Consider the following 24,892-nt stretch of genomic DNA (forward strand, 5'->3'; position numbering starts at 1 on the left):
AGAATACGCGTACCATGACATTGAGCAGAACAGACAGTCAAAAGAAGAAAAAGCACGGCAAACGACGAAAGATCCTGATTATTGTATTAACCGTTCTCCTTGTATTAGCAGGAAGCGGCGCTGCTTACGGCTATCATTTAATCAAGAAATTACAGAATGTGACCGATAATGCCCAGAACCAGCTGGCACGTGGCGCTAAATCGAATCTCCGCGCTGAGAAAGTTGATCCGGTTAAGGATGATTTTTCAATTTTATTTATTGGGATCGATAAACGAAAAAATGAACCGAGTCGTTCCGATGCCCTTGTGCTTGCGACCTTTAACCACGATACAAGCAAGGTGCATATGGTTAGCATTCCGCGTGACTCCAAAGTTCAAATCATGACGCCGGATGGTCCGAGCAGCTACGGGGTCTCAAAAATTACACATGCCCATGCCTACGGCGACGCCAACAACAATGAAGGTGCGGATTACACCATCGCCACAGTCGAGAACTTATTCAAGGTACCGGTTGATTATTACGTGCAGGTGGACTTCAATGCGTTCATAAAAATCATCAATGCACTCGGCGGTGTTGAAATGGATGTTCCGGTCAAGCTGGTCACCCAGAACAGTAAGGATAAAAAAGGCAAAGATGCGATTGTACTTGAACCGGGCAAACAGCAACTTAATGGGGAACAGGCCCTTGCCTTGGTCCGCAACCGTAAATCACCGGGCGCCGGCGGCGATTTTGGCCGCGGTAAACGGCAAATGCAGATGATTGAAGCCATTGTCAAAAAAAGTGCGCAACTCTCTTCGGCAACAAAGTACAGTAAGGTCATCGATTCTCTTGATCATAATTTTGAAACAAACCTAACCTTCGGCCAAATGCTGAACTTACGTCACTACGCTGGTTCCCTTTCATCGATCAAGATGGAACAGCTCAAGGGAACCGATGACAGCAGCACCGGAACCTACTATTTTGCACTTGATGAGAACTATTTAACGACACTGCGCAACGAACTGCGCGAGCAGCTCAATTATCAGACGACAGCAACAAGCGATCCTACTGAGAGCAGCATGAATACCGACATAACCAATCATCATGCCGCCGGTACCGGCTCATCAAACGCAGGACTTGCAACAGATTCCTCTGAATCACCGAATAATTAAGCGATTGAGCATCATGAAAAAAAGTGTATCAAAAAGGCTGCTTGATGGTTGAGAAACCATTAAGCAGCCTTTCTTGTTCCTCTTGTTTCATCACATACTCCATCCATTAACCGGCTCCCTATCTGCTCTCCGAGGATCTTTTGCAAACGTATTTTGCCCCCGCTTGGTCGTTTCGTTCCTGCGAGTCCCCTTGACACGAATCAGAATGCACCTTTTATTCATCAACACGATGCTTGAACGACACTCCAGCTGCTCGCCTGCCGCGGGCGAACCGCGAGCCTCTTCAGGCAGGAATCTGCGAGTCTCGCTGGCACGCATCAACTAAGCGCAATCCCGCAGGCGTCAGTGCACCTCCGCTTTGATTCTCGGTCAAGACCCTGGTCTATTGGCTTGAAGACGGGGCAAAATCATAAACGTTCTTTACCTGTAAAAAAAACAGTGGATCGACTTTCATTAGCCGATCCACTGTTTCTTTATCACTTATGAACATATGATTATTTGACTTTAGCAAGGGCAAGCAGCCGTTTATACGTGTTCAGCAAAGGCTTGTAACCGGCACTTACCAAACCGACACCCTCAACGACCAGTTCAATCACCAGCATAACCCCAATAATGATGATCATCGAGCCGAGCAAGGTCGAGGTCGAAAACAGGATCGCTGCCAGGGCGAACATCGCGCTCATCCCGTAGATGAGAACGACCGTCTGGCGCTGCGAAAATCCGTAACGCAGCAGACAATGATGCAAGTGCGATTTATCCGGTGCTGTCAGCGGCTTTTTGTTTACCAATCGACGGACGATTGCAAACAGCGTATCGGAAATTGGAACTGCCAAGAGAATGATCGGCACCACAAGTGAAAAGAGCGTCACATTTTTAAAACCAAGCAAAGCCAAGACAGAGATTACATAGCCAAGGAAATAGCTTCCGGTATCGCCCATGAAAATCTTTGCCGGATGGAAATTATACGGCAGAAAACCGAGCGTACTGCCGAGCAGAATCGTACTCACCGTGAACACAAACACATTGCCCTCGGTTAGCGCCAATCCGGCGATGGTCATGAGTACAATGCTGGATACACCGACAGCCAGTCCGTCCAGACCATCAATTAAATTAATCGCATTGGTAATCCCCATGATCCAAAGCAGCGTCAGCGGAACGCTGAGCCAGTACAGATGCAGTACGCCGTTAAACGGCAGATTAATAAAGGTAACGGAAATCCCGCTCTGCACAATCACCAGCGCAGCAAAGAAATGCGCGACCATCTTTACCCGCGGTGACAATGAGTACATATCGTCCAAGATACCGGTAATAATAATAATTACACTGCCGATAATCAGTGGGAGCGTGAAGCTACTGTCCGGCCACATAATGAAAATGCCGATAAGAAATGCTAGATATATTGCCAAACCGCCCATACGCGGCATAAGCTTTTTGTGCACTTTACGGGCATTGGGAAGATCGGTTGCGCCGATGCGAATCGCCAGTTTCCTGACCAGAGGTGTCAAAGCTACCGCAGCAAGAAAACAAATAAAAAACGTCACATAGACCATCGTTTCAGCCCGCTTTCATCAATAATTTCAGATTTGCAGCATGTATGAAACAACTTTTCTTTCAAACTCGTTCATACGGAATTATACCACATTGTAAAGGCAATGGTGCAAATAACTTTACAATCTCCAAACCTTCAACACAATCTGTTATAAATAGTTTACAATATTAGCAGTAGAACGGATCAAATTCGGGATTTTTTTGATGATTCCACGCATTGTTTTACGGATAAAATAACATAGTACAGTACATAACTTTTGCTTCATTAAATAAGGACGGGATTTCATGTACGAAAAAAAACCGCTTGGTACCATCAGCATGAATCAATTTAAGCGCAAACAAGAATTTATCACTGTTTTTTGCAATGCGCTTCGCGAACGCAAACCCATGAACCTCTACTTCTTAAACGATCACGGCTACAACATCGCACAAAAAGATCCTGACTATGGTGCTGTCCTTAATCGCGCAGATTACCTGCTCAATGACGGAATCGGGGTCAAACTAGGTGCGAAACTGTGGGGCATTGATCTTGATGAAAATTTAAATGGGACAGACCTGATTCCGCGTTTACTTGACCAGTGCGCGGCGCACCATTGTTCTGTTTATCTGCTTGGATCGACGCAGGAAACGGTCCGTGCTGCAGCGCAAAAATTAATCGCACAGCACCCCAATCTGGTCATTGCCGGCACGCACAGCGGCTATTTTGATTCGGAGCAGTCAATCGTCGAAGCGATCAATCATTCGAATGCTGAGGTCCTGCTTGTCGGTATGGGTATGCCGCTTCAAGAGCAGTTTATTGATCGCAACGCTGCTACCTTAAAACCGCACTTTCGCATTGCCGTGGGCGGATTCATTGATTTTGCTTCAGGCATCAAACCGCGAGCACCGAAAATCATGCGCCGCTTAAACCTTGAATGGCTATTCCGGATGGCACTTGAGCCGCGCAGAATGTGGAAGCGAAACGTCATCGGTCATGCACAATTTTTCGCCAAAGTGATCTGGTTGAAATGGAACCATAAAGAAAAGCGTGTTCCGCCCCACTCTTGATGCGCGGTGATAGAATAAGAGAGGACATACTTTTCGATGAAAGAGGGAGTTCCATGGAGAAACATTTTTTTATCCGCAACCGTGAAAAGCTTTATCAAAAACTGGAAGATCAATCGCTCGTCCTTTTGTTTGCCGGAGAAGCTGCACATCAATCCGCAGACGAGAGCTATCCGTTTTATCCAAACCGCAATTTCTACTACATGACGGGGATTACCGAACCGAAAGTGATCTTTGTTGCCGCAAAATTTGGCGGCAAGGTTGAGGAAACCTTGTTCATTCAGCGTGCGGATCCATGGATGGCGCGCTGGGTCGGTGAAACAATCACTCCAAACGCAGCTCAGGAAGCCTCCGGTGTGCAGAATATCGAACTGCTCGATAAATTCGACCGTTACATTCGCTCAGAACTGGACGCCCGTGTCTACAAACATTTATACGCCGACTTGGAAACAAAGTCATGGGAATTCCCATCGAAACCGGCAAACAAATTTGCTGCTCGCGCAGCCGTATCCTATCCCTATCTCTCGATTCACAATCTGTATCCGACGATTTGTAAATTCCGAGTGATCAAGTCACGTGAAGAAATTGAATTGATTCGCGAAGCCGGGAAAATAACCGCTGATGGCATCAAATACGTGATGGCCAATGCAAAACCAGGGATGAGGGAATATGAACTTGAAGCCTATTTCAATTTTGTGCTGAAAAGCTGCGGCTGCACCCAGTTCGCTTTTCCGACCATTCTCGCCGGTGGTTTTAACGGAACCGTACTTCACTACTCGGAAAACAGCAGCACCGTAAATGACGGCAGTCTGGTCTTATTGGATCTTGGTGCGCAGTACAAGTATTATAACGGCGACATCAGCTACACGTTCCCGGTAAACGGGCATTTCACGGCGCGTCAGAAAACGATCTATGACATTGTGCTGCGCTGCAATCAGGAAGTGTCGAAAATGGCAAAACCAGGGGTTGCTTTTCAAGCGCTAAATGCATTTACTCGCGAATTTTATGCGGAAGAGTTAATGAAAATTGGCTTGATCCAATCCGCTGATGAATTGAGCAACTATTATTTTCACGGCGTCAGCCACTCGCTCGGGCTCGATACACACGATGTGGGACCGTACCGCGACATGGAACTTGCTGCCGGCGAAGTGATCACAAACGAGCCGGGCTTGTATATTCCTGAAGAAAGTATCGGCATCCGTATTGAGGATGATCTTCTGATTACGGAAACCGGCGCTGAAGTTCTGACGACCGGGCTCCCACGGACAACGGATGAAATCGAACAATTTATGGCGGAAAATCGCTAACACATCGATTGTTAAGGCGCCACATTGGGTCCAATTTGCTTAGATGAGATGCAAGGCATTCGCTTTTTACAACGTTTTCCAAAAAATGCGCGGTCAACTCGTGTCGGTTTCCCGGGAAATAATCCCCGCTCTATTCAATACGTCTTCGTTACGACACGCGCGCAAATACAGTTGATCAGGCACAAGAAAACCAGCATTTGGATGTTTCGATCCAGATGCTGGTTTGTTTTGTTTGCCTTTATTTAAGTCCCCATTGTTTCGTGATGGAATCAAGCCAAATTTTTTGCCCGGACTTGTTCATCGTATGACCATCGGCCGCGACAACATCGGCACGCTTTGCTTCTTTTGGCCACTCTGATAAATACTTCACCACTGAAATCTTTTGGTTATCCGCCTCATCTGTCAATTCATCGATGCGTTCATTCATATAAGGAAGTTGCGATGAGTAATTAGGCGGGTTTAAGAAGAAAGCGGCGTGCTTATACTTTTTGCTTAGCTGTTCGGCAATCATCCTCACGACCGTCTGCGTATCTCCGGTACTGACACTGCGGTCATCCGCGTAAATTGGCGGCGTATACAGCACTAAATCAGGACTGCCCTGTGCAGGTTTGAGCAAATCTGCACTTTTTTTCATCACATTCAGTGAATTCAGTCCGTCAATGGTTTTGACGGTTACTGAAAAAAGCGATTCGCCAAATCTGTTGTCAAACGTCTGCTGCAGTTGAGCAGCCAATTCCTGTTCACTTTTTCCGCCAATCATCACAATCTGAACATGTCCATTCTTCTGATTTGCTTTTTCAGCGGCCTTCTTTACAGACTCAGGAAGCTTTGCGAGCTTCTTTTCAAAACTGCGCTGATCTGAATCGTCCGTGCTGAGCCCCTGCAGACGCGCAGAATCCTGTTTGCTTTGTGCAAGGCTGGCTGCTTTTACGCGGTCGATCTTATGGTTCCAATACAGCTTACCACCGATCACGCTTGCAAGACAGAGGACAAAAAAGACAAGTAGTGCTACTTTTTTCATTGTTGTTCACCCTTAGATTACACAGTATGTACGAAAAAATGATTCTGAATTTACTATAATCCATTCATGTACCTTGATGCAATCGTTTCATGGACAAACAGTGCAAATCATTCAGATTTTCCTTCACGAATGACTACAATATTGACACGACGGTTCATCGCTTTATGCGCATCGGTATCATTTTTCACGATCGGACGGTATTCCCCGTAACCGACAAAATGCATGCGTTTTGCTTCAAGCCCGTCCTTATCAATCAAATAATTCATCACCGTCTGCGCGCGAAGTCCCGATAATTCCCAATTGGAACGGATGCCCTTACTCTTGTCGCGAAAAGGTGTATTGTCTGTATACCCCTCGACGCTGATCTCATTCGCTACACTTTTGAGGATCGTCCCGATTCGATTCAGTACCGACTGGGCATTGCTTTTCAAGTCTGCCTTTCCAAGATCAAACAAGATTTTTTCCCGGAAGGTCAGTTGCACGCCGCGCTGCGTTTCAGTCAGCGAGACGTCGGGATCCAGATTATTTTCCTTAATGTATTGATCCAGCTGAACATAGAGCTTGTCCAGATGCTGATTATCTTTTTTCTTTTTCGCGTCGCTAACATTCTCAGGCTCTTTGTCCAGAGGAACGGTTGGTTTGGTCTGTCCCTTATCCACACTCGGATATCCGAGTCCTTCTAAAAGCGAGTCGCCGTGAAAAGAAGTTCTCAGTGAAGAAACGATCGCATTAAATTTTTGATTTTCAATCGAACTCATTGAGTACATGACAATAAAAAAGACCAGCAGTAAAGTGATCAAGTCGGAATAGGTAACGAGCCAGCGTTCTGAATTGTGGCTTGGTTCTTCGGTCCGAGTATAGCGCCTGCGCCTTCTGTTCGGTCTGCTCATAGTTGACCCGCTTCTTGGAACGCTCCCGAAGCCGCTCCGTCACCATTATCACTTGAAAGCTGCTGCTCGACCTTTCGACATTCATCTTCACTCAGAAATGCATAAAGTTTCTTCTTCAAAATCATCGTATTTTCGCCGTATTGTATGGAGAGAATCCCCTCTGTTTTCAACTGGCGGATCATTACTTCGCTTGCTAAGTTGTTTTTGATCTTCGTATAAAGCGGCAAATAGATCACATTGGCACTGCCGACCCCATAAAGCGTTGCGATAAAGGCCACTGCAATTGCCGGTCCTAGTTCCGTAGCGTTTTCCAAGCTTCCTAAGACATGGACTAGGCCCATAACCGTACCGATGATCCCCATCGTCGGTGCATAGCCTCCTGCCGATTCAAAGATCCGGCCTATGGAAAGAATTTTCTGTTCATAGAGTTCAATATCTCGATTCAGTATATCATCGATCGCATCGGAATCGACACCGTCGACCACCATTTGAATGCCATTAGACATGAACGGGTCCTTCTCAAAAGAATCCTGCTCCCCTTCCAAAGCCAACAGTCCTTCGCGTCGTGATACGTTTGCCAAATGAATCAGCTGCACGACGGTATCGCTCGGACGTTCTTTCTTCCCTTGAAAGGCATATTTTAGGATAAATGGAACTTTTGCCAATACTTTTCCGGGAAAACTGACAATAACCGCACCGATTGTCCCTCCGAAAACGATCAAAAAGGCAGTAATTTTTAATAATGCAATCAGCTCGCCGCCTTCAAGAAGAAATCCGACGACTAACGAAAGCAATCCGACCAGCAAGCCGATGACTGTTGCCACATCCATGTAAGTCAACCCTTTCTGCTGCGCTAATACTGTTCTCCTTTCTATATCGGCATGATCGACAAAAATTTAAAGAGAATCTATGGATTCACTACAGCAAAACGCAAAGTTCATGGGACAGCTAAGCTGCGCAACTCATTCTGATTGACTTACCGATGCGGAAAAAACTTCAGCGACAAAGCACCCGATACATCTTAATTTAGCGCAGCACTTTCCCTCAAAGCTTAAAGAGAAAAACTTATCTCCAAATTATGTTAAATCTTTCTCTTTCGTTTTTTTTGTACACTTGATACAATGTAAATTGTTACCTATTGTCGAATTGAGGCGAATCGGTTGATAGCCATTGATCAGCTGTAGCTTCATCCCCCTTATGAAAGGGGTTTCTAATTTCAAACCAATACTCAGACGGAGTTAGTGCATGGGAGTGAGAGGCTATTATGCCTAAAGTCATTAAGCTTGAAAACTTGAAGGACGGGAGCATTTTAGCCAAAGACATTTATATCAATTCATCGGTGCTCTTCCGGACCGGAATGCTGGTCACTTCCGAACTCATCAACTATTTACACCGAAAAGGAGTACGCTCGGTCAGTGTTTTCGATGCTCCGGCATTTGCTCCGTTTCAAAGTACATTCATTCCAAAGGCGCAGCTGCCTGAGCATCAGCACAAAGAACTGACGGCACAGTTTCAGAATGAAATGACACAGATAGCGGATGAATTACGCTATGGACGGATTCTTCATTCTGAAGCTTCCTACCAGTGGGTACGCGAACTGTACCTTAAGTTCTATTCAAATTCCACCGTTCGTTTTCTTATGGACTGTTTGAAGCAATGGGATCCTGTGTGTTATATTCACTCGCTTGATGTGTTTGTCCTGACGAGTCTGTTTTTCAAGCATGTGAATTGGAAAATCAGTCAAGCGTTCATGCTCGGATGCCTGCTTCATGATATCGGAAAGCTGTACACGCCGGTCGAAATTCTATTAAAAAAGGGCAAACTGACTCAGCGTGAATACCAGAGAATTACCGAACATACACTCAATGGGTACCGATTGCTTAAGAAAATGAATTTTCCGGAAGAAACCTGCTGCGTTGCTCGTTCACACCATGAACGGTTAAACGGAAGCGGTTATCCCGATCATTTGCATGTAGACATCAGCGACCATCATTTAATCTTGATGATGATTGTCGATGTCTACTCTGCACTCACAATGAATCGCTCTTACCGAAAACCGATGCTCGCGACAAAAGCGATGCAAATTCTTTTGGTTGACAGTTACACCAAACACTTATTTGACCAATCGATGTGTCACTTATTTATCAATTTTATCCATATGTTCCCGCCGGCAACGAAAGTTGTTCTTACCAATGGAGAATCTGGAATTGTTCTCGCTGATCCAACGGTCTCCGATATTCTCCCCAAAATTAAACTATGGAAAACCGGTCAGGTCATCCAGTTACCAAGCGACCTTTCTGTAACGGTAAAAACAATCATCGGCTGGGACAGTCGCGACTTCATTGAGCAGCAGAGACAAACATGGAGCGCATTTGTTCACTACTTGATTGACGGCGATCACTTAAAAGCACTTGAGTGTCTGGACACGATGTCCGATGGCATGCGTATTGAAGAGGTTTTCATCAAGCTGTTTGAACACGCGATGGACGAGATTGCGCACATGCTTACCCTGAACCAGCTGCTCAAAGCTCAATATATGGTTGCATCGTCTACAGTTGTTCGCTTGATCAGTTGGAAGATGATGGATATTACACGCCAGCTGCGCACGCCCACAATGGGTGAAATCGTCATTGTTAATCTCGATTCAATTCAAGGATTGGCGCGAACCAAGCTGATGAACGACCTCTTCACCATTAATGGATGGAAAACTGAACTCCTCGCTGAAATGGAAGATATCTCGATGATTTCTGAAATAGTGAAGCTGAAAAAGGCTAAATTTCTTGCCTTTTATTGTGCAGACAAATCGCAAACGCCTTTGCTTATTCAGCTGACTGCCAAGATTCACGATGAGTTTCCAGATTTGAACATCTTTGTTCATGGAAGTCAGTCCGGCACGCTTGCAAATGATAGGCGGGCAAATCGTTTCCGATTAAGCACCAATTGCAGTGAGCTCATCCGTAATATGAAGCACTATGTAGTTAGCCAGGTTCGCACTTAAATATTCTATCATTTGCCGGATTCTTATGATCCGCACGAGGACGCCTTTGGAATTCCGGTGGTATCTAGATGCGGCCATGGCGACGATTTCGCCGAAAATGGTATCTTTTTTCTGCTTTACTCAAAAACGGACAGCCCTGCGCTTCGCGCAAAACTGTCCGTTCTTCTTTTCTTTACGTTTAGTTATTTCCAAGCTGTTCATTAATCATGTCATGGACGCGCTGCTGTTCTGCGGAATCCACAACCAAGTAGTAAACGCCGTTGACCATTTGTCCGTTACCTTTAACTTCATAATTAATCATGTTTTTACGCGCATCACGATAGTTAAACGCCAAATTTTTCATGTCATCAAAAGTTAAATTGGTTTTCACGTTGTCTCCCAATGCGTCAAGAATTTGGCTGTAGCGGGTCACTGAAGAGACATTCGCCATCTTATTGACAATCGCCATGATGACCTCACGCTGCCGCTCGTTACGTCCAAAATCCCCCTGCGGGTCAAGATGGCGCATCCGTACATAGCCCATTGCTTTTGCACCGGTGTCCAAATTGATCTGGCCCTTCGCGTAATGATAGCCTTTTTTATAATAGCCTTCATCATGCCAGTCCAATTTGTTATTGACCGTCACGCCTCCGACTGCATCGACAAGGTCACGCATGCCTTCCATATTGATCTTAATGTAAAAATCAAATGGGATGTCGCCTAAGAACTTTTCCGCCGTGCTCTCAGCCATTTTCGTTCCACCATAGGCATACGCCGCATTGATCTTATCATAGGTTCCTCGCCCCACGATTTCGGTTCGCGTATCACGTGGGATCGAGATCATTTGCATGGTTTTCGTGTTCGGATTTAAGGTTGTCGCAATCATTGTATCCGAGCGCCCATGGTCGCCCTGACGTTCATCAACGCCTAATAAAAGCAGACTGATTGGCTTTTTATTGGTGACGGCTTTATGATTACCCTTGCCTGCCGACGTTTCATACATATCTCCTGCAGTTGATGCAACGGAATGGTACATCCACCAAACGTAGCCCGCTCCTGCTGCAAACAGGATAACGATGATACTCCCAATCGTCAGTAGTATTTTTTTCTTCATAGTCTCTTCCCTTTTCTCTTAAATTCACCGCTGCTTCGCCAAAATTCGCTACATTCAGATCATACCATGTTCATGAATCGATGTGAAATGCTACTAAAAGCGAATTATTGTCCATCAAAGCATATTTTTCGTTTCGTTCACTGCGATTCAGGGGTTCCAATCGTATTCATTAGAAATACTTGGTAAATCACGCCTTTAATGGAAGTTCCTACTTCCGCAGGATGCGGTGACTTCCGCGTTGGGCTTAGGGCGTATACGCTTAGCAAAATGCTTGTGAGGCTCCCTTGGCTCGTGTGATCGTTGTTCCCGCTGGCGTCTCGCAGCTACGCTTTGATTTTCGGTCAAGACACGGGTCTATTGGTTTGAAGACAGGGCAAAACCTTATGCTTTCTTATCCTGTCAGAAAAAAAAACGCAGCGAATGATTTCGCTGCGTCTCTTATCAAGCATGATTGGGCATTCAATCAGTCAACAACTTCGATCTTGTCTTTGCCGCCGAATTTTTCATACCAAGGTGTTGCATTTTCAGCAAGAATAGCGTTAAGTTCTTCAACGTTCTTCCTACCTTGCGTTTGAAGCCATTCAACAGCGCCTTTTTCTCCGCCCTTGCCGTAAGCTTCAACGCCGTCGCGCCATGTTGCACGGCCACAAAGAACGCCGTTGTATTTTGCACCTGCATCATGTGCAAATACAAGCGTCTTTTGGAAGAGTTCCGTTGAAACGCCTGCACTCAGCCAGATGTAAGGAATCGTTGTCAGCTTGTCAACTTCGAGGAAGTAGTTCTTTGCTTCTTCAGCAGTGTAAACCGGTTTGTTTTCGCCGACACCTTCAACACGGCTCATGTCAACAGGAACTTCCAATTTCAGAACGTCGATACCGTAGCGTTCTTGTGTGAAGACTTTGATCGAGTCAAGAACCTTTTGCGGTTTAACTTTTGCATATTCTTCTTTGTCCGTGATCTTTTCGTCATAAGTAACGATTTCGAAGAACAACGGAATATCTTCAGCCTTGCATTCAGAACCAATGCGTTCTACGAAGGCTTTCTTTACATCGTTGATTTCATCTGGTTCATCCGGATCAAAGTAAACGAGCAGTTTAACAGCAGTACCGCCGTTTTCTTTGATGCGCTTTACAGACCAGTTAGGAAGGAGGTCCGGAATACGGCCAGGTTCTGTAGCGTCATAACCTGTCTTTTCATAAGATGTCAGCAGACCGCAAGAAGCTGCGCGTGCTTTGCCGGCAGGAATACCGTATTCAGGATCAAGCAGAATTGCGCTTGCATATGGTGTTAATTCTCTTGAAACAAGTGTTTTGAAATCCGCAAGTTCTTCAACCGTAGCGTCTTTACCTTGTGCTGCGCCGATCATTCTTTTCAATGAACCACGTTGGTCGATTGCCAATGCAGCAATGACGCCGTTCTTGTCAGACAATTGTTCGAGGAATTCAAACTTGCCTTTAGTCATTTTAACCATTAAGTATAACCTCCAAGAATTTTTTGGGAAAAAACTGTCCCAAGCTATAAATAAACGACTAACAACCGCCGAAAAGCAGATGCGGTCAATCGTTTTTATCTCACAATCTTCATTTTACGTCATTATCTGTCATAAAGTCAATTTGATAAATGCAATAATCTTGTGAACAAAATTTTTTCTGACAAACCGACGTACACGGCGCGGCTTAACCAAAAAAAGTTTGGTACAGCAAGAAAAGATTCAAGCAAATGACAATGACCGCAATCCCCCATGCAGCGGCTGTCGTCAACTTATGATTCACAAGTAGACCCATGATCGTTTTCTTGCTCGTAAAAATGACCAACGGAATAATAGCGAGCGCAATGCCGAAAGACAAGACAACCTGACTGATCACGAGAGCCTTCATTGCATTGGCTCCAGATATAATCAAGATCAGCGGCGGCAGCATCGAGCAGATACGGCGAATGAAGACGGGAATACGTTTATGTATGAACCCCTGCATCATGATGTCCCCCGCAAGCGTCCCAACCGACGAGCTTGACAGTCCTGCAGACAGCAGCCCCACTCCGAACAGGATGCCGGCCATTGGAGCAATATAATTGCTGAATCCATGAAAAGCAACGGACAGGTCATCAATCACTTCTTTGCCGAAAAAGGTGGATCCGGCGACCGTCAGCATAATCGCATTAATAATACCGGCGATCACCATGGCAATCAATATATCAATCTGTTCAAAGCGAAAAATCTTCTTCCGCTCTTGCGCATCCCGACCGACGACCCGTCGACAGGTCAGCCCTGAGTGCATGTAGATCGCATGCGGCATCACCGTTGCGCCAAGAATGCCTGCCGCAAGCAAGACGCTCTCGCTGCCTTGGAATTTCGGAACAAACCCCTGGACAAACGGTTTGAACTCGGGTAAAGAAAAAAGAATTTCACAACTGAATGCGATGACGACAATAAAAACCATCATCGCGATGACCATTTCAAGCGGCCGGAATCCTTTCACCTGAAAAGTAAGAATCAAGAGTGCACAGACAGCGGTCAAAAGGGCAGCCGGGATCATTGGCATACCGAAAACGAGATGAAAACCGAGCGCGGCACCAATAAATTCGGCAAGATCGGTCGCCATAATCATGACTTCCCCTTGAATCCAATAAAAAAAGGAAACCTTCTTTGACCATCGATCACGAATAATTTCCGGCAAATTGTGTGCCGTCGCAATGCCCAGCTTCGCTGACAGCATTTGAATAAGAATAGCCATCACGTTCGAGACAATGACGACCCATAAAAGCAAGTAGCCATATTGTGATCCGGCCTGAATATTTGTCGCATAATTGCCGGGATCGATATACGCAACGGCTGCGATGAAGGCTGGACCGATAAACGGAAGCATCTGCCTCCAGCCCTTTGCTTCCCCAACTGCTTGCTCAAAGGACTGCGTTTCTGGTTCGGCTCCGAATCGTTCGGAAGCTTGTCTTTTTTTCATTCCTTGATTTTCGAATCGATACTGTCCGGTCTTCGAACACTTTTGATCGGACATGACTCTCCTCCTTTTTCACTCAATCAATAGATGTTTCATGAGAGAAACTCTTATAGACTTAACCTACTGTATTTCCAAGCAGATTTCAACTTATTTTTCACTAAAACGCCATAGTTGCAAAATTTAATTTTATTCATCAGCATTCACTGCGGACGCCGCGGGAGCCGAACGAAGAACATATAGAGGAACAAAGCGGAACAAAGCGCGCCGTACAAAGGATAAAGCGTGGCAATCAGCGATCCATAGCCGAATTGTCCAATCACAAACGTGCACAGGATGAGGGCAAGCATCGCCAGCCGGATCGAAAAAAATTTAGGAAAAACGCTGTGCAGCTGCCGCGTCAATCCAAAGATATTGCCGACAAAAGTCGTTAAGATTTCGCCGAAGATCACAGCAATAAATGCGTAATTCATCACCATCCCAAGCGGTCGTACCATCTCCGCCATCGGCATCTCGAAAAGATCGATCCCGGGACGCCCGATCATCATGAGATGAGCAAGCAAGAGAAGTCCGCCAAGTATTGCCCCGCCAAGGATACCGCCGCCGAATATCACCTGTTCATCATCGATATCGCGTGCCATTGGAACGAGGACAATCAGCGCCATAGAAAGGTTATAGGCGGCATAATTAAAAGCGGCCAGCATCCAGCGGATTTGTCCGCTTTCCGGAAACGTTTGCGGGCCGGCTTGGTTCGTCCAAAACGTGAGGACAACAAAAAAGAGCAACAGCGGAACAACCAGAGAATTGATAAACAGCAGCCCGCGCAACCCTTTGAACACGAAAAAGATGCCGATCAATAGCACCAGCAAACTACCCAACTGGCGATTGAGTCCAAGCTGCTCACCGAAGAGCGCCCCGGCTCCGGCAAGCATGACGCCGGTCATACCGAGTGTGATAAAAAAAAGAAGTGCTTGGATGATACTGCCGACCTGCTCGCCCAACATGCGGATCAGCAGCTCATTAAACGAGTAAGCATTCATTCGTTTTGCATAAACCATCATTTTCGTGCCGATCCAGGTCATGATCAGGCCACTGAACACGGCACCAATCGTACCGAACGCATGATATTGGGTGAAAAATTGAATGATCTCTCTGCCTGAGGCAAATCCTGCGCCAACGACGGTCCCCACAAAAGTTGCCGCGACCTGCAGGATCCCCATCACTTTCCGTTTCACCATCGCTCATGCCCCCTCTAGCATTGCCTAAAATGGTCCCTATCGCCATCCTATGCAGCGCTTGTCCCGACAATGCCTTTTCAGTAACCGCTTTACAAGCCAGTTTGCCTCACTTATAATGAATGAAGGTGTAAAAAGACTTTAGGAAAGGGGATATGTATTATGGCAAGCAGAATCCGCAAGACCTCATTAACTTCAATTGTCTTCTGCCGCCGATCCCCGATCCACGGGAATCACTGACGTTTCTATTGACGATTAGGGATGGGCGGCTGCTTGCATGGTCGTACTCATTATGGAAAGACCGTGCAGACGGTCTTTTTTTAATACCTAATTTTCTTATAAAAACGGGGGATATCCATTGAAACTTGAAAAATATGGCTGGAATCAGTATATAGAAAAGTGCTCTCTTACGCTTAATCATGATCAATCGTTTGGTCGCGTGTTCTCAGAATACAAAGGGCAGTACAAACTGATGACCGAGCAGGGCAGCTATCTCGCCGAGGTGACCGGTAAATTTCGCCACCAGGCTAACGGACGCGAAGATTTCCCTGCTGTCGGCGATTGGGTTGTCTGCCGCGAGCGTCCTTCTGAACACAAGGCAGCCATTGACCGCGTCCTGCCGCGCTTCAGCAAATTTTCACGGAAAGCAGCCGGTTCAACAACAGTCGAACAAATTGTTGCTGCCAACATTGACACAGCCTTTCTCGTTATGGCGCTGAATCACGACTTTAATGTTCGCAGACTGGAACGCTACCTGACCATGGCTTGGGACAGTGGTGCCAATCCGGTTGTGCTACTCAGCAAAGCCGACCTTTGTGCCGATCTCGATGCTAAAGTCGCTTCCGTACAGGAAGTTGCGTTCGGGGTGCCGATTATTACCGTAAGCGCCATCGCAGATACCGGAAAAGAGCAACTGGGCGCATATCTTGGCGAAGGGAAAACGGTTGTTTTTCTCGGTTCATCCGGGGTCGGAAAATCAACAATGACAAACTGGCTGTGCGGCGAGATCATTCAAAAGGTAAACGCCGCTCGCGCGGACGATGATCGCGGTCGGCATACAACCACGAGCCGCGAACTGATTGTGCTGCCGAATGGTGGGGTCATTATTGACACCCCGGGGATGCGCGAGCTGCAACTGTGGACAGCTTCGGAGGATTCGCTTGACCACAGTTTTACCGACATTGAAACGCTGGCTGTTCGGTGCCGGTTCCGCGACTGCTCGCATCAGAATGAGCCGGGCTGCGCTGTTCAAGAAGCGCTGAACACTGGTGCGCTCAGCCAGTCGCGTTACGACAGTTATCTGAAATTACAGCGCGAACTCGCTTTTATCCGGCGCAAGAATAACGTTCAAGAACGCCTCAAAGAAAAAGCACGCTGGAAGAAAATTCATAAAGCGATACGCAAAAAACACGAATAAGCCGATGGATGGACAAAATAGATCGTTCGCTTAAGGAGACTGCCCCTGTGGCGGTCTCCTTAAAGCATTGCAGCATATCTTTGGAGGGTCACCTATTTTTTCATCGCGTAAAATGATTCGGAGATACCCTGGGTCACTTGAAAAGGAGAATACTGATGAATCAAAATTTGCAGCCGTTACGACACGAAGATTTCGACCTGTTTTTTCAAATTATGGAACAGTCTTTTCCAAGCGTGGAAGTGCGTCCGCGCGATCACGAATATGACTTGCTCAATGAAGATGCATTTACACTATGGGCGCGTTATGATGCGGCGAATCGTTTTCTTGAAGGATTTATCGCAGAGTGGGCGTTTCGCGATTTTCTGTTTATCGAACACTTTGCAGTCGCCCCGAAGCTGCGCGGAAAAGGCATCGGCGGACAAATGCTCAAAGCCTATTTGAGACAAGCAGACAGACCGGTGCTGCTCGAGGTGGAAGAGCCTGAAACGGAACTGGCTGAACGCCGCATCCAGTTTTACCAGCGCAACGGATTTATGCTTAGCTCATTTGGTTATGTACAACCGGACTTGCGCCGTACCGGCGATCGTGTTCGGCTTCGGCTGATGCAATATCCGCAAGCACTATCTGAAAGCGAATTTCAACAGCGAAAAGCTGCAATCTTTCGCCTTGTTTATAAGCGCGTTATGTAGTAAAAAGATCGGCCGGGCTCGCAACCGTCCGATCCTTTCGTTTTTAGCAAACCCAAGTTGCACCAATGATAATCAAAAGAATGAATAAAACAACCACCAATGCGAAGCCTGAGTTATTACCAAATCCTACTGGAGCTCCCATAGTCCTCATCACCTCCGTGGGTTCATTCCTATCCTATGCATACGCCCCAAAATGCGTCTCTCCTAAATTTCTATTTGGGCACTCGGTATGAAACCGCTTGTTTATGCCCATCCTGATCCACTGTGATAGAATGATAATGATTTGTGCTGCGACATATAACGCTGCACAGAAACGTGATGTTGGATTGTGGAGGTGCCTCACTCAATGGAAAATTTTGAAAAACTGCTCGATCACTACGCCGATATTACGGTTAAAGTTGGCTTAAATGTGCAGAAGGATCAGGAAGTCATGATCTTCGCACCAATTGAATCGCCGGAGATTGTGCGTAAGGTCGTGAAAAAAGCTTATGAAGCCGGCGCGCGAAATGTTTATGTCGAATGGAATGATGAAGCATTGACCCGCCTCAGACTCAGCCTTGCTCCTGAAGCATCGTTAAATACGTTCCCGACATGGAAAGCTCGCGCACATCAAGAACTGTCGGATCAAAAGGCTGCGTTTCTTTATATTTACTCGCCGAATCCTGATCTGCTGAACGGCATTGACGCGAAACGAATTGCCGCAGCGCAAAAGGCGGCTGCAGCAGCAAACAAGCAATTCTCAAATGATAAGAGCAGCGCGAAGGTTAGCTGGACGATTATCTCAGTGCCAACGCTGGCCTGGTCGAAAAAGATCTTCCCGGACCTCCCTGCTGATGAACGCATCGATGCACTATGGAAACAGATCTTTGCGATTACACGTGCGGATGCAGCCGACCCTGAGACTGCATGGAAAAAGCATATCCAGTCCTTAAGCGACAAACTGGATGACTTCAACTCGGCGCGGTTTAAAAAACTGCACTACAAGGGTCCGGGCACAGATCTTGTGATTGAGCTTCCTGACAAGCATCTGTGGGCGGGCGGTGGAATGGTTAACGATCAGGGCATTCCGTTCCAGCCGAATATGCCAACTGAAGAAATCTTCACCTTGCCGCTGAAAACAGGAGTAAACGGTACCGTTGCAAGTACGAAGCCGCTCAACTTCGGCGGAAACCTGATCAATCAGTTCTCACTCACATTTAAAGAGGGAAAAATTGTTGATTATGCTGCAAAGCAAGGTTTGGATACACTGCGTCAGATCATTGAAACGGATGAAGGCTCGCATTACCTTGGCGAAGTTTCGTTAGTCCCGCATCACTCACCGATCTCGGATACAAATTTGATTTTCTATAATACGTTGTTTGATGAAAATGCTTCATGCCACCTCGCGATCGGTCACTCCTACCCGTTTAATTATCAAGGCGGTCGGAAGATGACCTTAGACGAGTTAAGCACGCACGGGGCCAACCAAAGCTTGATGCATGTTGACTTCATGATTGGATCCGGCGAGTTGGACATCGATGCTGAGGCTACAGACGGAACGCTAACTCCAATCTTCCGCAGCGGCAACTGGGTGATCTGAAACAAACGAAAAAGCGCCAAGCAAACCGTTATTCACGATGCCTTCCTCCCCTGGCGTGCCGCTCTATTGGATACCAAAAAAAGTCACCCGATGTACTAGGGTGACTTTTTTTACTAGATTGCTTAAATTTTAAACCGTTTGATTTCTTCTTGCATGATTTGTGCTTGTTGTTCTAGCTCACCGGCAAGCCGGTTCAGCTCTTCCATTGATGCGGTCTGTTCTTGAACAGATGCGCTCATTTCTTCCGTGCTTGCCGCGGTCTCCTCGCTCGTTGCGGCAATCGTTTGTGCACCTTGTGTGACCTGTTCAATTTGTTGATGCGTCATGATGATCGCATCGGCAATCGTCTCCATGCCTTTAACATTTTGTTGAATCGTTTTCTCGATTTCCTTAAATGCATGATTTGATTCTGAGACTGCATTAGTCTGACCTTGAAGGACCGTAGCGGTCTGATCACAATAGGCAACGGCCTGCTTAATTTCTTCATTCATTGATTGAACCGACGCGGTTACTTCTTTTAAAGAATCGTTGGTTTGCTGAGCCAGCTTGCGAATTTCACCTGCGACAACGGCAAATCCCTTGCCATGTTCGCCTGCATGTGCCGCTTCAATGCTTGCGTTCAGCGACAACAGATTGGTTCTTCGCGCAATACCATCGAGAACATCAACAATCTGGTGCACATTTTTTGCATGCTCATCAAGCTTCTGCACCGTAGTGATGATTTTGTGGGTCGTATCCGCCGACGACCTCGACTGGCTGGACAAATGATTCATTTTCTCGCGTCCGCCACTCGCATGATCCTTCATCTGGTTGGCTCCAGCAAGTGCCTCTTTACTTTGCTGATCAATTTGGTTTACTTGTTGCAACAACTTCTGAAGTGACGCTTGGCTTTCATCGATTGAGGCCGATTGATTCGACGCTCCTGCCGCAATTTCCGTCACAGTAGCAGTGATTTCATTCGCCGAAGCTACGTTTTCCTCACTGCTGGCAACCAAGGTCTGTGATGCGCCGGTAATCTGTTGCGATACATCCGCCATCTTTTTCAGTGCTTGACGGTTCGTACGGGCAAGCGCGTTGATGCTGTGCGTCAATTGCGCAAATTCATCTTTGCCTTCAATCGGGATGACAACCGTCAAATCGCCCTTTTCAATTTTACCTGCTGCCGTTTGAATCTTCTTCAATCGTTTAAGCATGACGCCGAACACATAGATGATATACAAGATGGCAACCGCAATGATGATTAAAATGGTTAACACAGACGGCAGTGCGATTAGATTCGCTTTGTTGGCGATTTCGCCATTATCAATGATCCCGAGCAGCGTCCAACCGGAAGTTTTATTTGTTTTGAACACGACCAGCCGTTTTACGCCGTCAATCGTTGCATAAAAACTTCCGTTCTTCCCCATTTGATGCATTTTTTTATAAAAATCCTGTTTGGCAACACTTTTGCCGACTTGATCCTGGTTTGCTGATGCAATATAGGTCCCCTTGCTATCCAGCAACGCGGCATAGCCGTTGTCGCCCAGTTTTGAAGCACTGACCTCACGAACAATCGATTGGATGAACAGATCCATTTTGATGACACCTTTGACACGATTGCCGTCAACCACTGCCTGTTCAACACTGACAACATTCTGCTTGGTCACTTGGTCAATATAGGGGTCCGTCCAAATGGACTTGCCCTTACCGGCGGCCCCTTCCTGGTACCATCTTTCTGCCGTTGGGTCATAGCTGCTTGAAAAGAAATAAAGCGGCGAACGGACAATGTCCTTTTTTGCAGAAGCATAAGTTAATGCCTGGTACTTGGTATTTGAACTGAGTACATTTTCAAAGCTTTGCTGTATTTGATTAAAATTTTTGTCCACGTTGTTTAACATTGGGTTTATCGTAAACTGACGGACAACCGACTGCGCATCGTCAAAATAGGTATTAAACGTTTGATCGGTGGCGTTCAGCTGCTGAGTTGTTGCGGTGGTCAGCTGTTCACGAATCAATCGTGCACCATAGAAATAACTGAATGCTGCACCAATGATGCTGACGATCACCATTACCGACACGATTGGAATCAGCAGCTGCTTGCGAAGGCTCATATTCTGCAACGCCCGTCCGTTTATGTAGCCAAAGAGATGCTGAATAAAACGGATCACACGATTATCCTTCTCTTCAATGCGGTGCGGTTTGTTCCTTAACTTTTTATCTTTTTTTGTTTCTTTTTTCCCCAAGTATCTCTCCCCCTAAATCTGCCGAAATTGCACGCCGGCTTCTCTTTATTTTGTTTGCCTGTCACTGCATAGCATCGCACGAATCGCTTCTGCATCGCTCTCCAAATCGGCTGCCAGCTTGCTTAGATGATCCAGCCCGGCGGTTTGCTCCTCGATCGATGCCGTTGCTTGTTCGGTACCTGCCGCGTTCTGCTCGCTGATTTGTGCCATGCCGTCGATGGTTGTCTTGATCTCCTGAGTGCGTTCCGACATCTCTTTAATCGATGCTGTGATCATGCCGATTTGTTTCCGGTTCTCCGCAACAGCCTCCGTAATCTGTGCTGAAGCTTTTTCAAAGTCGGCGACAACGACAAACTGTTCTTCAAGCACTTTGCTCGTCTTGCCGGCAAAGGTGACGGTGTGCGCCGTGTCGGCGCGAATGCCATTAATTAATTCAGAGATTTCGTTCAGCGCTTGATCCGTCTGTTCCGACAATTTACGCACTTCATCCGCAACAACGGCAAATCCTTTTCCCTGTTCACCGGCACGTGCCGCTTCAATTGCCGCATTTAGCGCCAAAAGATTGGTCTGCCCGGCAATTTCCGATACATCCGTTATAATCTGACCGACATTTTTCGAGCGTGCCTCTAATGAAGCAATGGCATCGATAATGTCCGCGGTTGCACTGATTGTGCGTTCCGAGTGCTTGCGCAGCTTAGTGACCGATTGTTTATTTCGGTCCGAGACGTCGATAAGCTGCTCTGCCCCGGTACTCATCAGAGCAGTTTGTTCTTCAATCTCGTTCGTCCGTTCTTTTAACTGATCGGTTGCCTGTTTATTTTTGCTCATGAGTTCCGCTTGATCCGAGGCACCTGCGGCAATTTCACTCATCGCCGATCCGATCTCGCTTGAGGAGGCGCGATGTTCTTCGACATTGGCCGCAATCGTTTGCGATGCATTCTTCACCTTCTCAGAAACATCCGTCATCATACCGACACGCGCGTGGTTCGTCTGAATCATGCGGTTGATGTCTGCAGCAAGCCGCGACAATTCATCGTTTTCCGTATCATGAGCGATCGTTTGCAGATCTCCTTCCTCTGCTTTGCTCACGGCTGCCCGCAGCCGTTTTACGCGAAGATTATAGGCGTTGAAAATGCCATATAAGGAAGCAACACCAATAATAAGGACTGCGACCGCTGCGCCAAACGCAGCGATCAGCCATTCATTGCGCCCAAAGAAATAGAATAGAAAAGCAGTGGCTAGAGCGCCAAGACAAAAGATCGCAAAATAAGCACTGTGGAGGTTGTACCTCCTTGGCGTTCGTTTGTTGTTTTTATTGTTCTTCTCTGAAGTTTCCACCGATGATTCCTCCCGCAAAAAAACCAATCGTTTACCATTCACAAACTGAAGTGACTATACGCTCTTTATATCGGTTTATAACCTTAAAAGGTTTAAAGCGTTTTGCCTTATTCACGCTGACTCTGCCCAAAATGCGTCGTCCGTTGCGGCTGATGACTGCCAGTGTAAAACAGGTAATAGTACACGTCGAGCAGAAATACGATCACCATCGCCAGAACCATGCCTGAAAAATCAAAGGTAAACGTATCGATCAGATGTCCGGTACGTCCCGGCACAAAAGTCTGATGCCATTCATCGAACATGGCATAGCAAAGTGAAATGGCCGGTCCGCAAAGGTAGCAAAGCAGACGCGGCATCACCGTTGTCATGAACAGATTGATCAGCATAAAGGTCAGTAAGCAGTATTCTGCCACATGGCTTGCCTTGCGAAACACAAATTCAAACAGTGCATACGGGTCATCAGAGGTCACATGCTGCCCGCTGTAGTAGAAATCAACATGCGGAAAGGTTTCCGCTGTCCACTGGAAATGTGCCTTTAAAAACGGCTGGAGATCCTGTTCGGCATAGGGGGTCGATGAGCCTTTGTAGATTAAGCCGATAATCACTAGAATAAGGACGAGCCAGAAAAAGAACGCTTTACGATTTTTCAGCATTTTTCCATCTCCCATCATAAATATGTATCTATAAAAAGTTTTCTCACAGCGCAAGAATCATCGTTTTCACATCATTATTGTAAATTTTTTTTTACAAATGCTTCATTAATTTTCAATTATAACGTAAATACCACCGGCTGGTGCAGAGGTATTTTGCCGCAGCCTGAAAATACTGCTTTTCACGCCTTTAAAAACACTACGCAACGGCTTCGCACGATGTTTCCGTATCTGCTGAAAAAAATTTTGCAAACACTTGTTGCACGCTTCCATACTCAAGCATTCGATCAAAATGAAAAAAGGTTAAACATAACCGGATGAATAACGGGAAAACTATAGTGATAAAAAGGAGGTAAATCCATGAACAAAGAACAAGAATTGAAACGCCAGTTTAAGACGCGGGAAAACACCGGAGAGCACCGAAATGGCCGGCTTGCACAACAAAAAAATCACAGTGACGGTCACGAGGTGCCAAATGAGTATACCAGTCACGACGATCAAAAGTGACCGATTAAATTCGGGATGCCTGATTATAGTAGGCATCCCTATTTTTTTGCGGAACCATCCCGCCGCCGGTCGCCCAAAACAAGTGAACCGCTTGATTCATTTTAGCGACCAGCTCATGGCGTTCTAAATAACGTTTGCCTTCCTTAGTGCTGAGGAGCCGTTTCGGACCGATGAATCCGGCAGCTGCTGAAGGTTCAATCCAATGATTTTCTGTGTCTTTCAGCGCCTTGAGGATTCGAAACAAATCGGAATCCTGGACCGTCATGCATCCGGAAATCAACGAACCAACCGCTTTTCCAGCGAATGCTGAGGGGCGTGGCACGGCAAGTCCATCGGCCGCCGTGCGATTGTCTAATCCAAAATCGCAAACAGAGACCTTGTCGTGAAGCCCGGTAAGCAAACCGAGTAAAAAGCACGGCGCATGCGTCGGCTCAACAAAGAAGACATGGACCGCATCGCCAAAAACCTGCTTTAGCCCAAGGGTCACACCACCGGGGGCGCCGCCAACGCCGCATGGCAGATAAACAAACAACGGGTGGTCGCGATCAACGACCACGCCTGACTTGCTCAATTGACGCTGCAGCCGCGCGCCGGCAGTCGCATAGCCGACAAACAAATCGTTTGATTGTTCATCATCAATAAAATGACAGTGCGGATCTTGGCGCGCTTGATTGCGCCCTTCTTGAACCGCTTTACTGTAATCCGACTCATATTCTTTGACCGATGCCCCTTGCTTACGAAGCATTCTCTTTTTCCAAGCGCTGGCATCGCGCGACATGTGTACAGTGGTTTGAAAACCAAGTTTCGCCCCGACAATGCCGATACTCAGTCCCAAATTGCCGGTCGAACCAACGGCTAACGCATAATTGGCGAAGAACGCGCGGAACGTTGCCTCAGCAAGGCAAGCGTAGTTTTCGTTTTTACTGAGACGTCCCGCGCGGATTGCTAGATCTTCCGCGGTTTTCAGCACCTCATAGATCCCGCCGCGCGCTTTAATCGAACCAGAAATCGGCAGTTCACTGTCTGCCTTCATTAAAAATGTACCGGGAACCTGCCTCTTTAGCTGCTGATCCAGCCATTTTTGAAAGGAAGGCAGCGCATAGATCGGCGACTCAATGATCCCTTCGCTGCCTCGGGTTTCCGGGAATGCTTTTACCAGATAGGGTGCAAATCGGCGCAGGCGCGCTTCGGCATCGGCAACATCATCCGCCGACACCAAGGACGCGGCTTGCTGTCATAGGCTGGATTCAGC

General features: G+C 46.7%; 21 protein-coding genes. 8 read left to right on the top strand and 13 right to left on the bottom strand.

Annotated elements, in window-relative coordinates; all coding sequences use genetic code 11:
- Window positions 1-14: 14 nt before the first annotated feature.
- On the top strand, window positions 15-1,151 hold the full coding sequence (locus tag AA84_RS18040; protein ID WP_028984335.1) for an LCP family protein: 1,137 nt from the start codon (window positions 15-17) through the stop codon (window positions 1,149-1,151).
- Window positions 1,152-1,645: 494 nt separating this feature from the next.
- Here AA84_RS18040 and AA84_RS0114265 read toward each other — a convergent pair whose 3' ends face one another.
- The gene (locus AA84_RS0114265) at window positions 1,646-2,701 is read right to left on the bottom strand and encodes a glycosyltransferase family 4 protein (RefSeq protein ID WP_028977761.1); all 1,056 of its coding nucleotides are present in this window, start codon (window positions 2,699-2,701) and stop codon (window positions 1,646-1,648) included.
- 283 nt (window positions 2,702-2,984) lie between these two features.
- On the opposite strand from AA84_RS0114265, the gene AA84_RS0114270 reads away from it, so the two are divergent.
- Both AA84_RS0114270 and AA84_RS0114275 read left to right on the top strand, forming a co-directional pair.
- Window positions 2,985-3,746 (top strand): WecB/TagA/CpsF family glycosyltransferase, encoded by a 762-nt coding sequence (locus AA84_RS0114270; RefSeq protein ID WP_051578063.1) that lies wholly within the window; start codon window positions 2,985-2,987, stop codon window positions 3,744-3,746.
- A 53-nt stretch (window positions 3,747-3,799) separates the two neighbouring features.
- Window positions 3,800-5,050 (top strand): aminopeptidase P family protein, encoded by a 1,251-nt coding sequence (locus AA84_RS0114275; RefSeq protein ID WP_028977763.1) that lies wholly within the window; start codon window positions 3,800-3,802, stop codon window positions 5,048-5,050.
- A gap of 238 nt (window positions 5,051-5,288) precedes the next feature.
- On the opposite strand, the gene AA84_RS0114280 is transcribed toward AA84_RS0114275, so the two are convergent.
- The 3 genes from AA84_RS0114280 to AA84_RS0114290 form a co-directional block, all read right to left on the bottom strand.
- The gene (locus AA84_RS0114280; protein ID WP_028977764.1) at window positions 5,289-6,071 is read right to left on the bottom strand and encodes a hypothetical protein; all 783 of its coding nucleotides are present in this window, start codon (window positions 6,069-6,071) and stop codon (window positions 5,289-5,291) included.
- 107 nt (window positions 6,072-6,178) lie between these two features.
- Entirely contained in the window at window positions 6,179-6,961 is a 783-nt protein-coding gene (locus tag AA84_RS0114285) for a flagellar motor protein MotB (RefSeq protein WP_028977765.1), read from the bottom strand.
- A complete protein-coding gene (locus tag AA84_RS0114290) occupies window positions 6,958-7,791 on the bottom strand; it encodes a flagellar motor protein (RefSeq protein WP_028977766.1) in 834 nt (277 codons plus the stop codon). The genes AA84_RS0114285 and AA84_RS0114290 overlap by 4 nt, the downstream gene beginning before the upstream one ends.
- Window positions 7,792-8,225: 434 nt before the next feature.
- Here AA84_RS0114290 and AA84_RS0114295 point away from each other — a divergent pair, with 434 nt between their 5' ends.
- Complete coding sequence (locus AA84_RS0114295) at window positions 8,226-9,959, top strand: HD-GYP domain-containing protein (RefSeq protein ID WP_028977767.1); 1,734 nt, start codon at window positions 8,226-8,228, stop codon at window positions 9,957-9,959.
- 178 nt (window positions 9,960-10,137) lie between these two features.
- Here AA84_RS0114295 and AA84_RS0114300 read toward each other — a convergent pair whose 3' ends face one another.
- The 4 genes from AA84_RS0114300 to AA84_RS0114315 form a co-directional block, all read right to left on the bottom strand.
- Window positions 10,138-11,052 carry an LCP family glycopolymer transferase gene (locus tag AA84_RS0114300; protein ID WP_028977768.1) on the bottom strand — a complete coding sequence of 305 codons (915 nt, stop codon included), beginning with the start codon at window positions 11,050-11,052 and terminating at the stop codon, window positions 10,138-10,140.
- 463 nt (window positions 11,053-11,515) lie between these two features.
- A complete protein-coding gene (lacD, locus tag AA84_RS0114305; RefSeq protein WP_010026649.1) occupies window positions 11,516-12,523 on the bottom strand; it encodes a tagatose-bisphosphate aldolase in 1,008 nt (335 codons plus the stop codon).
- Window positions 12,524-12,728: 205 nt separating this feature from the next.
- Entirely contained in the window at window positions 12,729-14,009 is a 1,281-nt protein-coding gene (locus AA84_RS0114310) for an Nramp family divalent metal transporter (protein ID WP_028977769.1), read from the bottom strand.
- 197 nt (window positions 14,010-14,206) lie between these two features.
- Window positions 14,207-15,241: a YkvI family membrane protein gene (locus AA84_RS0114315; RefSeq protein ID WP_028977770.1), complete on the bottom strand. Its 1,035-nt coding sequence runs from the start codon at window positions 15,239-15,241 to the stop codon at window positions 14,207-14,209.
- 355 nt (window positions 15,242-15,596) lie between these two features.
- On the opposite strand from AA84_RS0114315, the gene rsgA reads away from it, so the two are divergent.
- Together rsgA and AA84_RS0114330 are read left to right on the top strand one after the other, a co-directional pair.
- Complete coding sequence (rsgA, locus tag AA84_RS0114325; protein ID WP_051578065.1) at window positions 15,597-16,655, top strand: ribosome small subunit-dependent GTPase A; 1,059 nt, start codon at window positions 15,597-15,599, stop codon at window positions 16,653-16,655.
- Window positions 16,656-16,810: 155 nt separating this feature from the next.
- Window positions 16,811-17,344, top strand: coding sequence for a GNAT family N-acetyltransferase (locus AA84_RS0114330; RefSeq protein ID WP_037563845.1), 534 nt, complete (start codon window positions 16,811-16,813; stop codon window positions 17,342-17,344).
- 43 nt (window positions 17,345-17,387) lie between these two features.
- Here the strand turns inward: AA84_RS0114330 and AA84_RS18735 are convergent, their stop codons facing one another.
- A complete protein-coding gene (locus AA84_RS18735) occupies window positions 17,388-17,486 on the bottom strand; it encodes a YjcZ family sporulation protein (protein WP_128166358.1) in 99 nt (32 codons plus the stop codon).
- A gap of 204 nt (window positions 17,487-17,690) precedes the next feature.
- Between AA84_RS18735 and AA84_RS0114335 the strand changes: the two genes are divergently transcribed.
- Window positions 17,691-18,923, top strand: a complete 1,233-nt coding sequence (locus tag AA84_RS0114335; protein WP_028977773.1) for an aminopeptidase — start codon at window positions 17,691-17,693, stop codon at window positions 18,921-18,923.
- A 122-nt stretch (window positions 18,924-19,045) separates the two neighbouring features.
- Here the strand turns inward: AA84_RS0114335 and AA84_RS0114340 are convergent, their stop codons facing one another.
- The 3 genes from AA84_RS0114340 to AA84_RS18045 form a co-directional block, all read right to left on the bottom strand.
- Window positions 19,046-21,145 (bottom strand): methyl-accepting chemotaxis protein, encoded by a 2,100-nt coding sequence (locus tag AA84_RS0114340; protein ID WP_028977774.1) that lies wholly within the window; start codon window positions 21,143-21,145, stop codon window positions 19,046-19,048.
- Window positions 21,146-21,190: 45 nt separating this feature from the next.
- Window positions 21,191-22,483, bottom strand: coding sequence for a methyl-accepting chemotaxis protein (locus AA84_RS0114345; protein ID WP_028977775.1), 1,293 nt, complete (start codon window positions 22,481-22,483; stop codon window positions 21,191-21,193).
- Between the two features lie 107 nt (window positions 22,484-22,590).
- Entirely contained in the window at window positions 22,591-23,136 is a 546-nt protein-coding gene (locus AA84_RS18045) for a VanZ family protein (protein ID WP_051578066.1), read from the bottom strand.
- A gap of 357 nt (window positions 23,137-23,493) precedes the next feature.
- Here AA84_RS18045 and AA84_RS19190 point away from each other — a divergent pair, with 357 nt between their 5' ends.
- Window positions 23,494-23,640, top strand: coding sequence for a hypothetical protein (locus AA84_RS19190; protein WP_164875474.1), 147 nt, complete (start codon window positions 23,494-23,496; stop codon window positions 23,638-23,640).
- 4 nt (window positions 23,641-23,644) lie between these two features.
- Here the strand turns inward: AA84_RS19190 and AA84_RS18050 are convergent, their stop codons facing one another.
- Entirely contained in the window at window positions 23,645-24,856 is a 1,212-nt protein-coding gene (locus AA84_RS18050; RefSeq protein ID WP_276530143.1) for a D-serine ammonia-lyase, read from the bottom strand.
- Window positions 24,857-24,892 lie beyond the last annotated feature (36 nt).

Source organism: Sporolactobacillus terrae DSM 11697, from assembly GCF_000648615.1.
In the GTDB taxonomy this organism is placed as follows: domain Bacteria; phylum Bacillota; class Bacilli; order Bacillales; family Sporolactobacillaceae; genus Sporolactobacillus; species Sporolactobacillus terrae.

Bases quoted from the DNA above. Each gene is read 5' to 3' on its own strand.
- AA84_RS18040 (WP_028984335.1), top strand. From the start codon at position 15: ATGACATTGAGCAGAACAGACAGTCAAAAGAAGAAAAAGCACGGCAAA.
- AA84_RS0114265 (WP_028977761.1), bottom strand. From the start codon at position 2,701: ATGGTCTATGTGACGTTTTTTATTTGTTTTCTTGCTGCGGTAGCTTTG.
- AA84_RS0114270 (WP_051578063.1), top strand. From the start codon at position 2,985: ATGTACGAAAAAAAACCGCTTGGTACCATCAGCATGAATCAATTTAAG.
- AA84_RS0114275 (WP_028977763.1), top strand. From the start codon at position 3,800: ATGGAGAAACATTTTTTTATCCGCAACCGTGAAAAGCTTTATCAAAAA.
- AA84_RS0114280 (WP_028977764.1), bottom strand. From the start codon at position 6,071: ATGAAAAAAGTAGCACTACTTGTCTTTTTTGTCCTCTGTCTTGCAAGC.
- AA84_RS0114285 (WP_028977765.1), bottom strand. From the start codon at position 6,961: ATGAGCAGACCGAACAGAAGGCGCAGGCGCTATACTCGGACCGAAGAA.
- AA84_RS0114290 (WP_028977766.1), bottom strand. From the start codon at position 7,791: ATGGATGTGGCAACAGTCATCGGCTTGCTGGTCGGATTGCTTTCGTTA.
- AA84_RS0114295 (WP_028977767.1), top strand. From the start codon at position 8,226: ATGCCTAAAGTCATTAAGCTTGAAAACTTGAAGGACGGGAGCATTTTA.
- AA84_RS0114300 (WP_028977768.1), bottom strand. From the start codon at position 11,052: ATGAAGAAAAAAATACTACTGACGATTGGGAGTATCATCGTTATCCTG.
- lacD (WP_010026649.1), bottom strand. From the start codon at position 12,523: ATGGTTAAAATGACTAAAGGCAAGTTTGAATTCCTCGAACAATTGTCT.
- AA84_RS0114310 (WP_028977769.1), bottom strand. From the start codon at position 14,009: ATGAAAAAAAGACAAGCTTCCGAACGATTCGGAGCCGAACCAGAAACG.
- AA84_RS0114315 (WP_028977770.1), bottom strand. From the start codon at position 15,241: ATGGTGAAACGGAAAGTGATGGGGATCCTGCAGGTCGCGGCAACTTTT.
- AA84_RS0114330 (WP_037563845.1), top strand. From the start codon at position 16,811: ATGAATCAAAATTTGCAGCCGTTACGACACGAAGATTTCGACCTGTTT.
- AA84_RS18735 (WP_128166358.1), bottom strand. From the start codon at position 17,486: ATGGGAGCTCCAGTAGGATTTGGTAATAACTCAGGCTTCGCATTGGTG.
- AA84_RS0114335 (WP_028977773.1), top strand. From the start codon at position 17,691: ATGGAAAATTTTGAAAAACTGCTCGATCACTACGCCGATATTACGGTT.
- AA84_RS18045 (WP_051578066.1), bottom strand. From the start codon at position 23,136: ATGCTGAAAAATCGTAAAGCGTTCTTTTTCTGGCTCGTCCTTATTCTA.
- AA84_RS19190 (WP_164875474.1), top strand. From the start codon at position 23,494: ATGAACAAAGAACAAGAATTGAAACGCCAGTTTAAGACGCGGGAAAAC.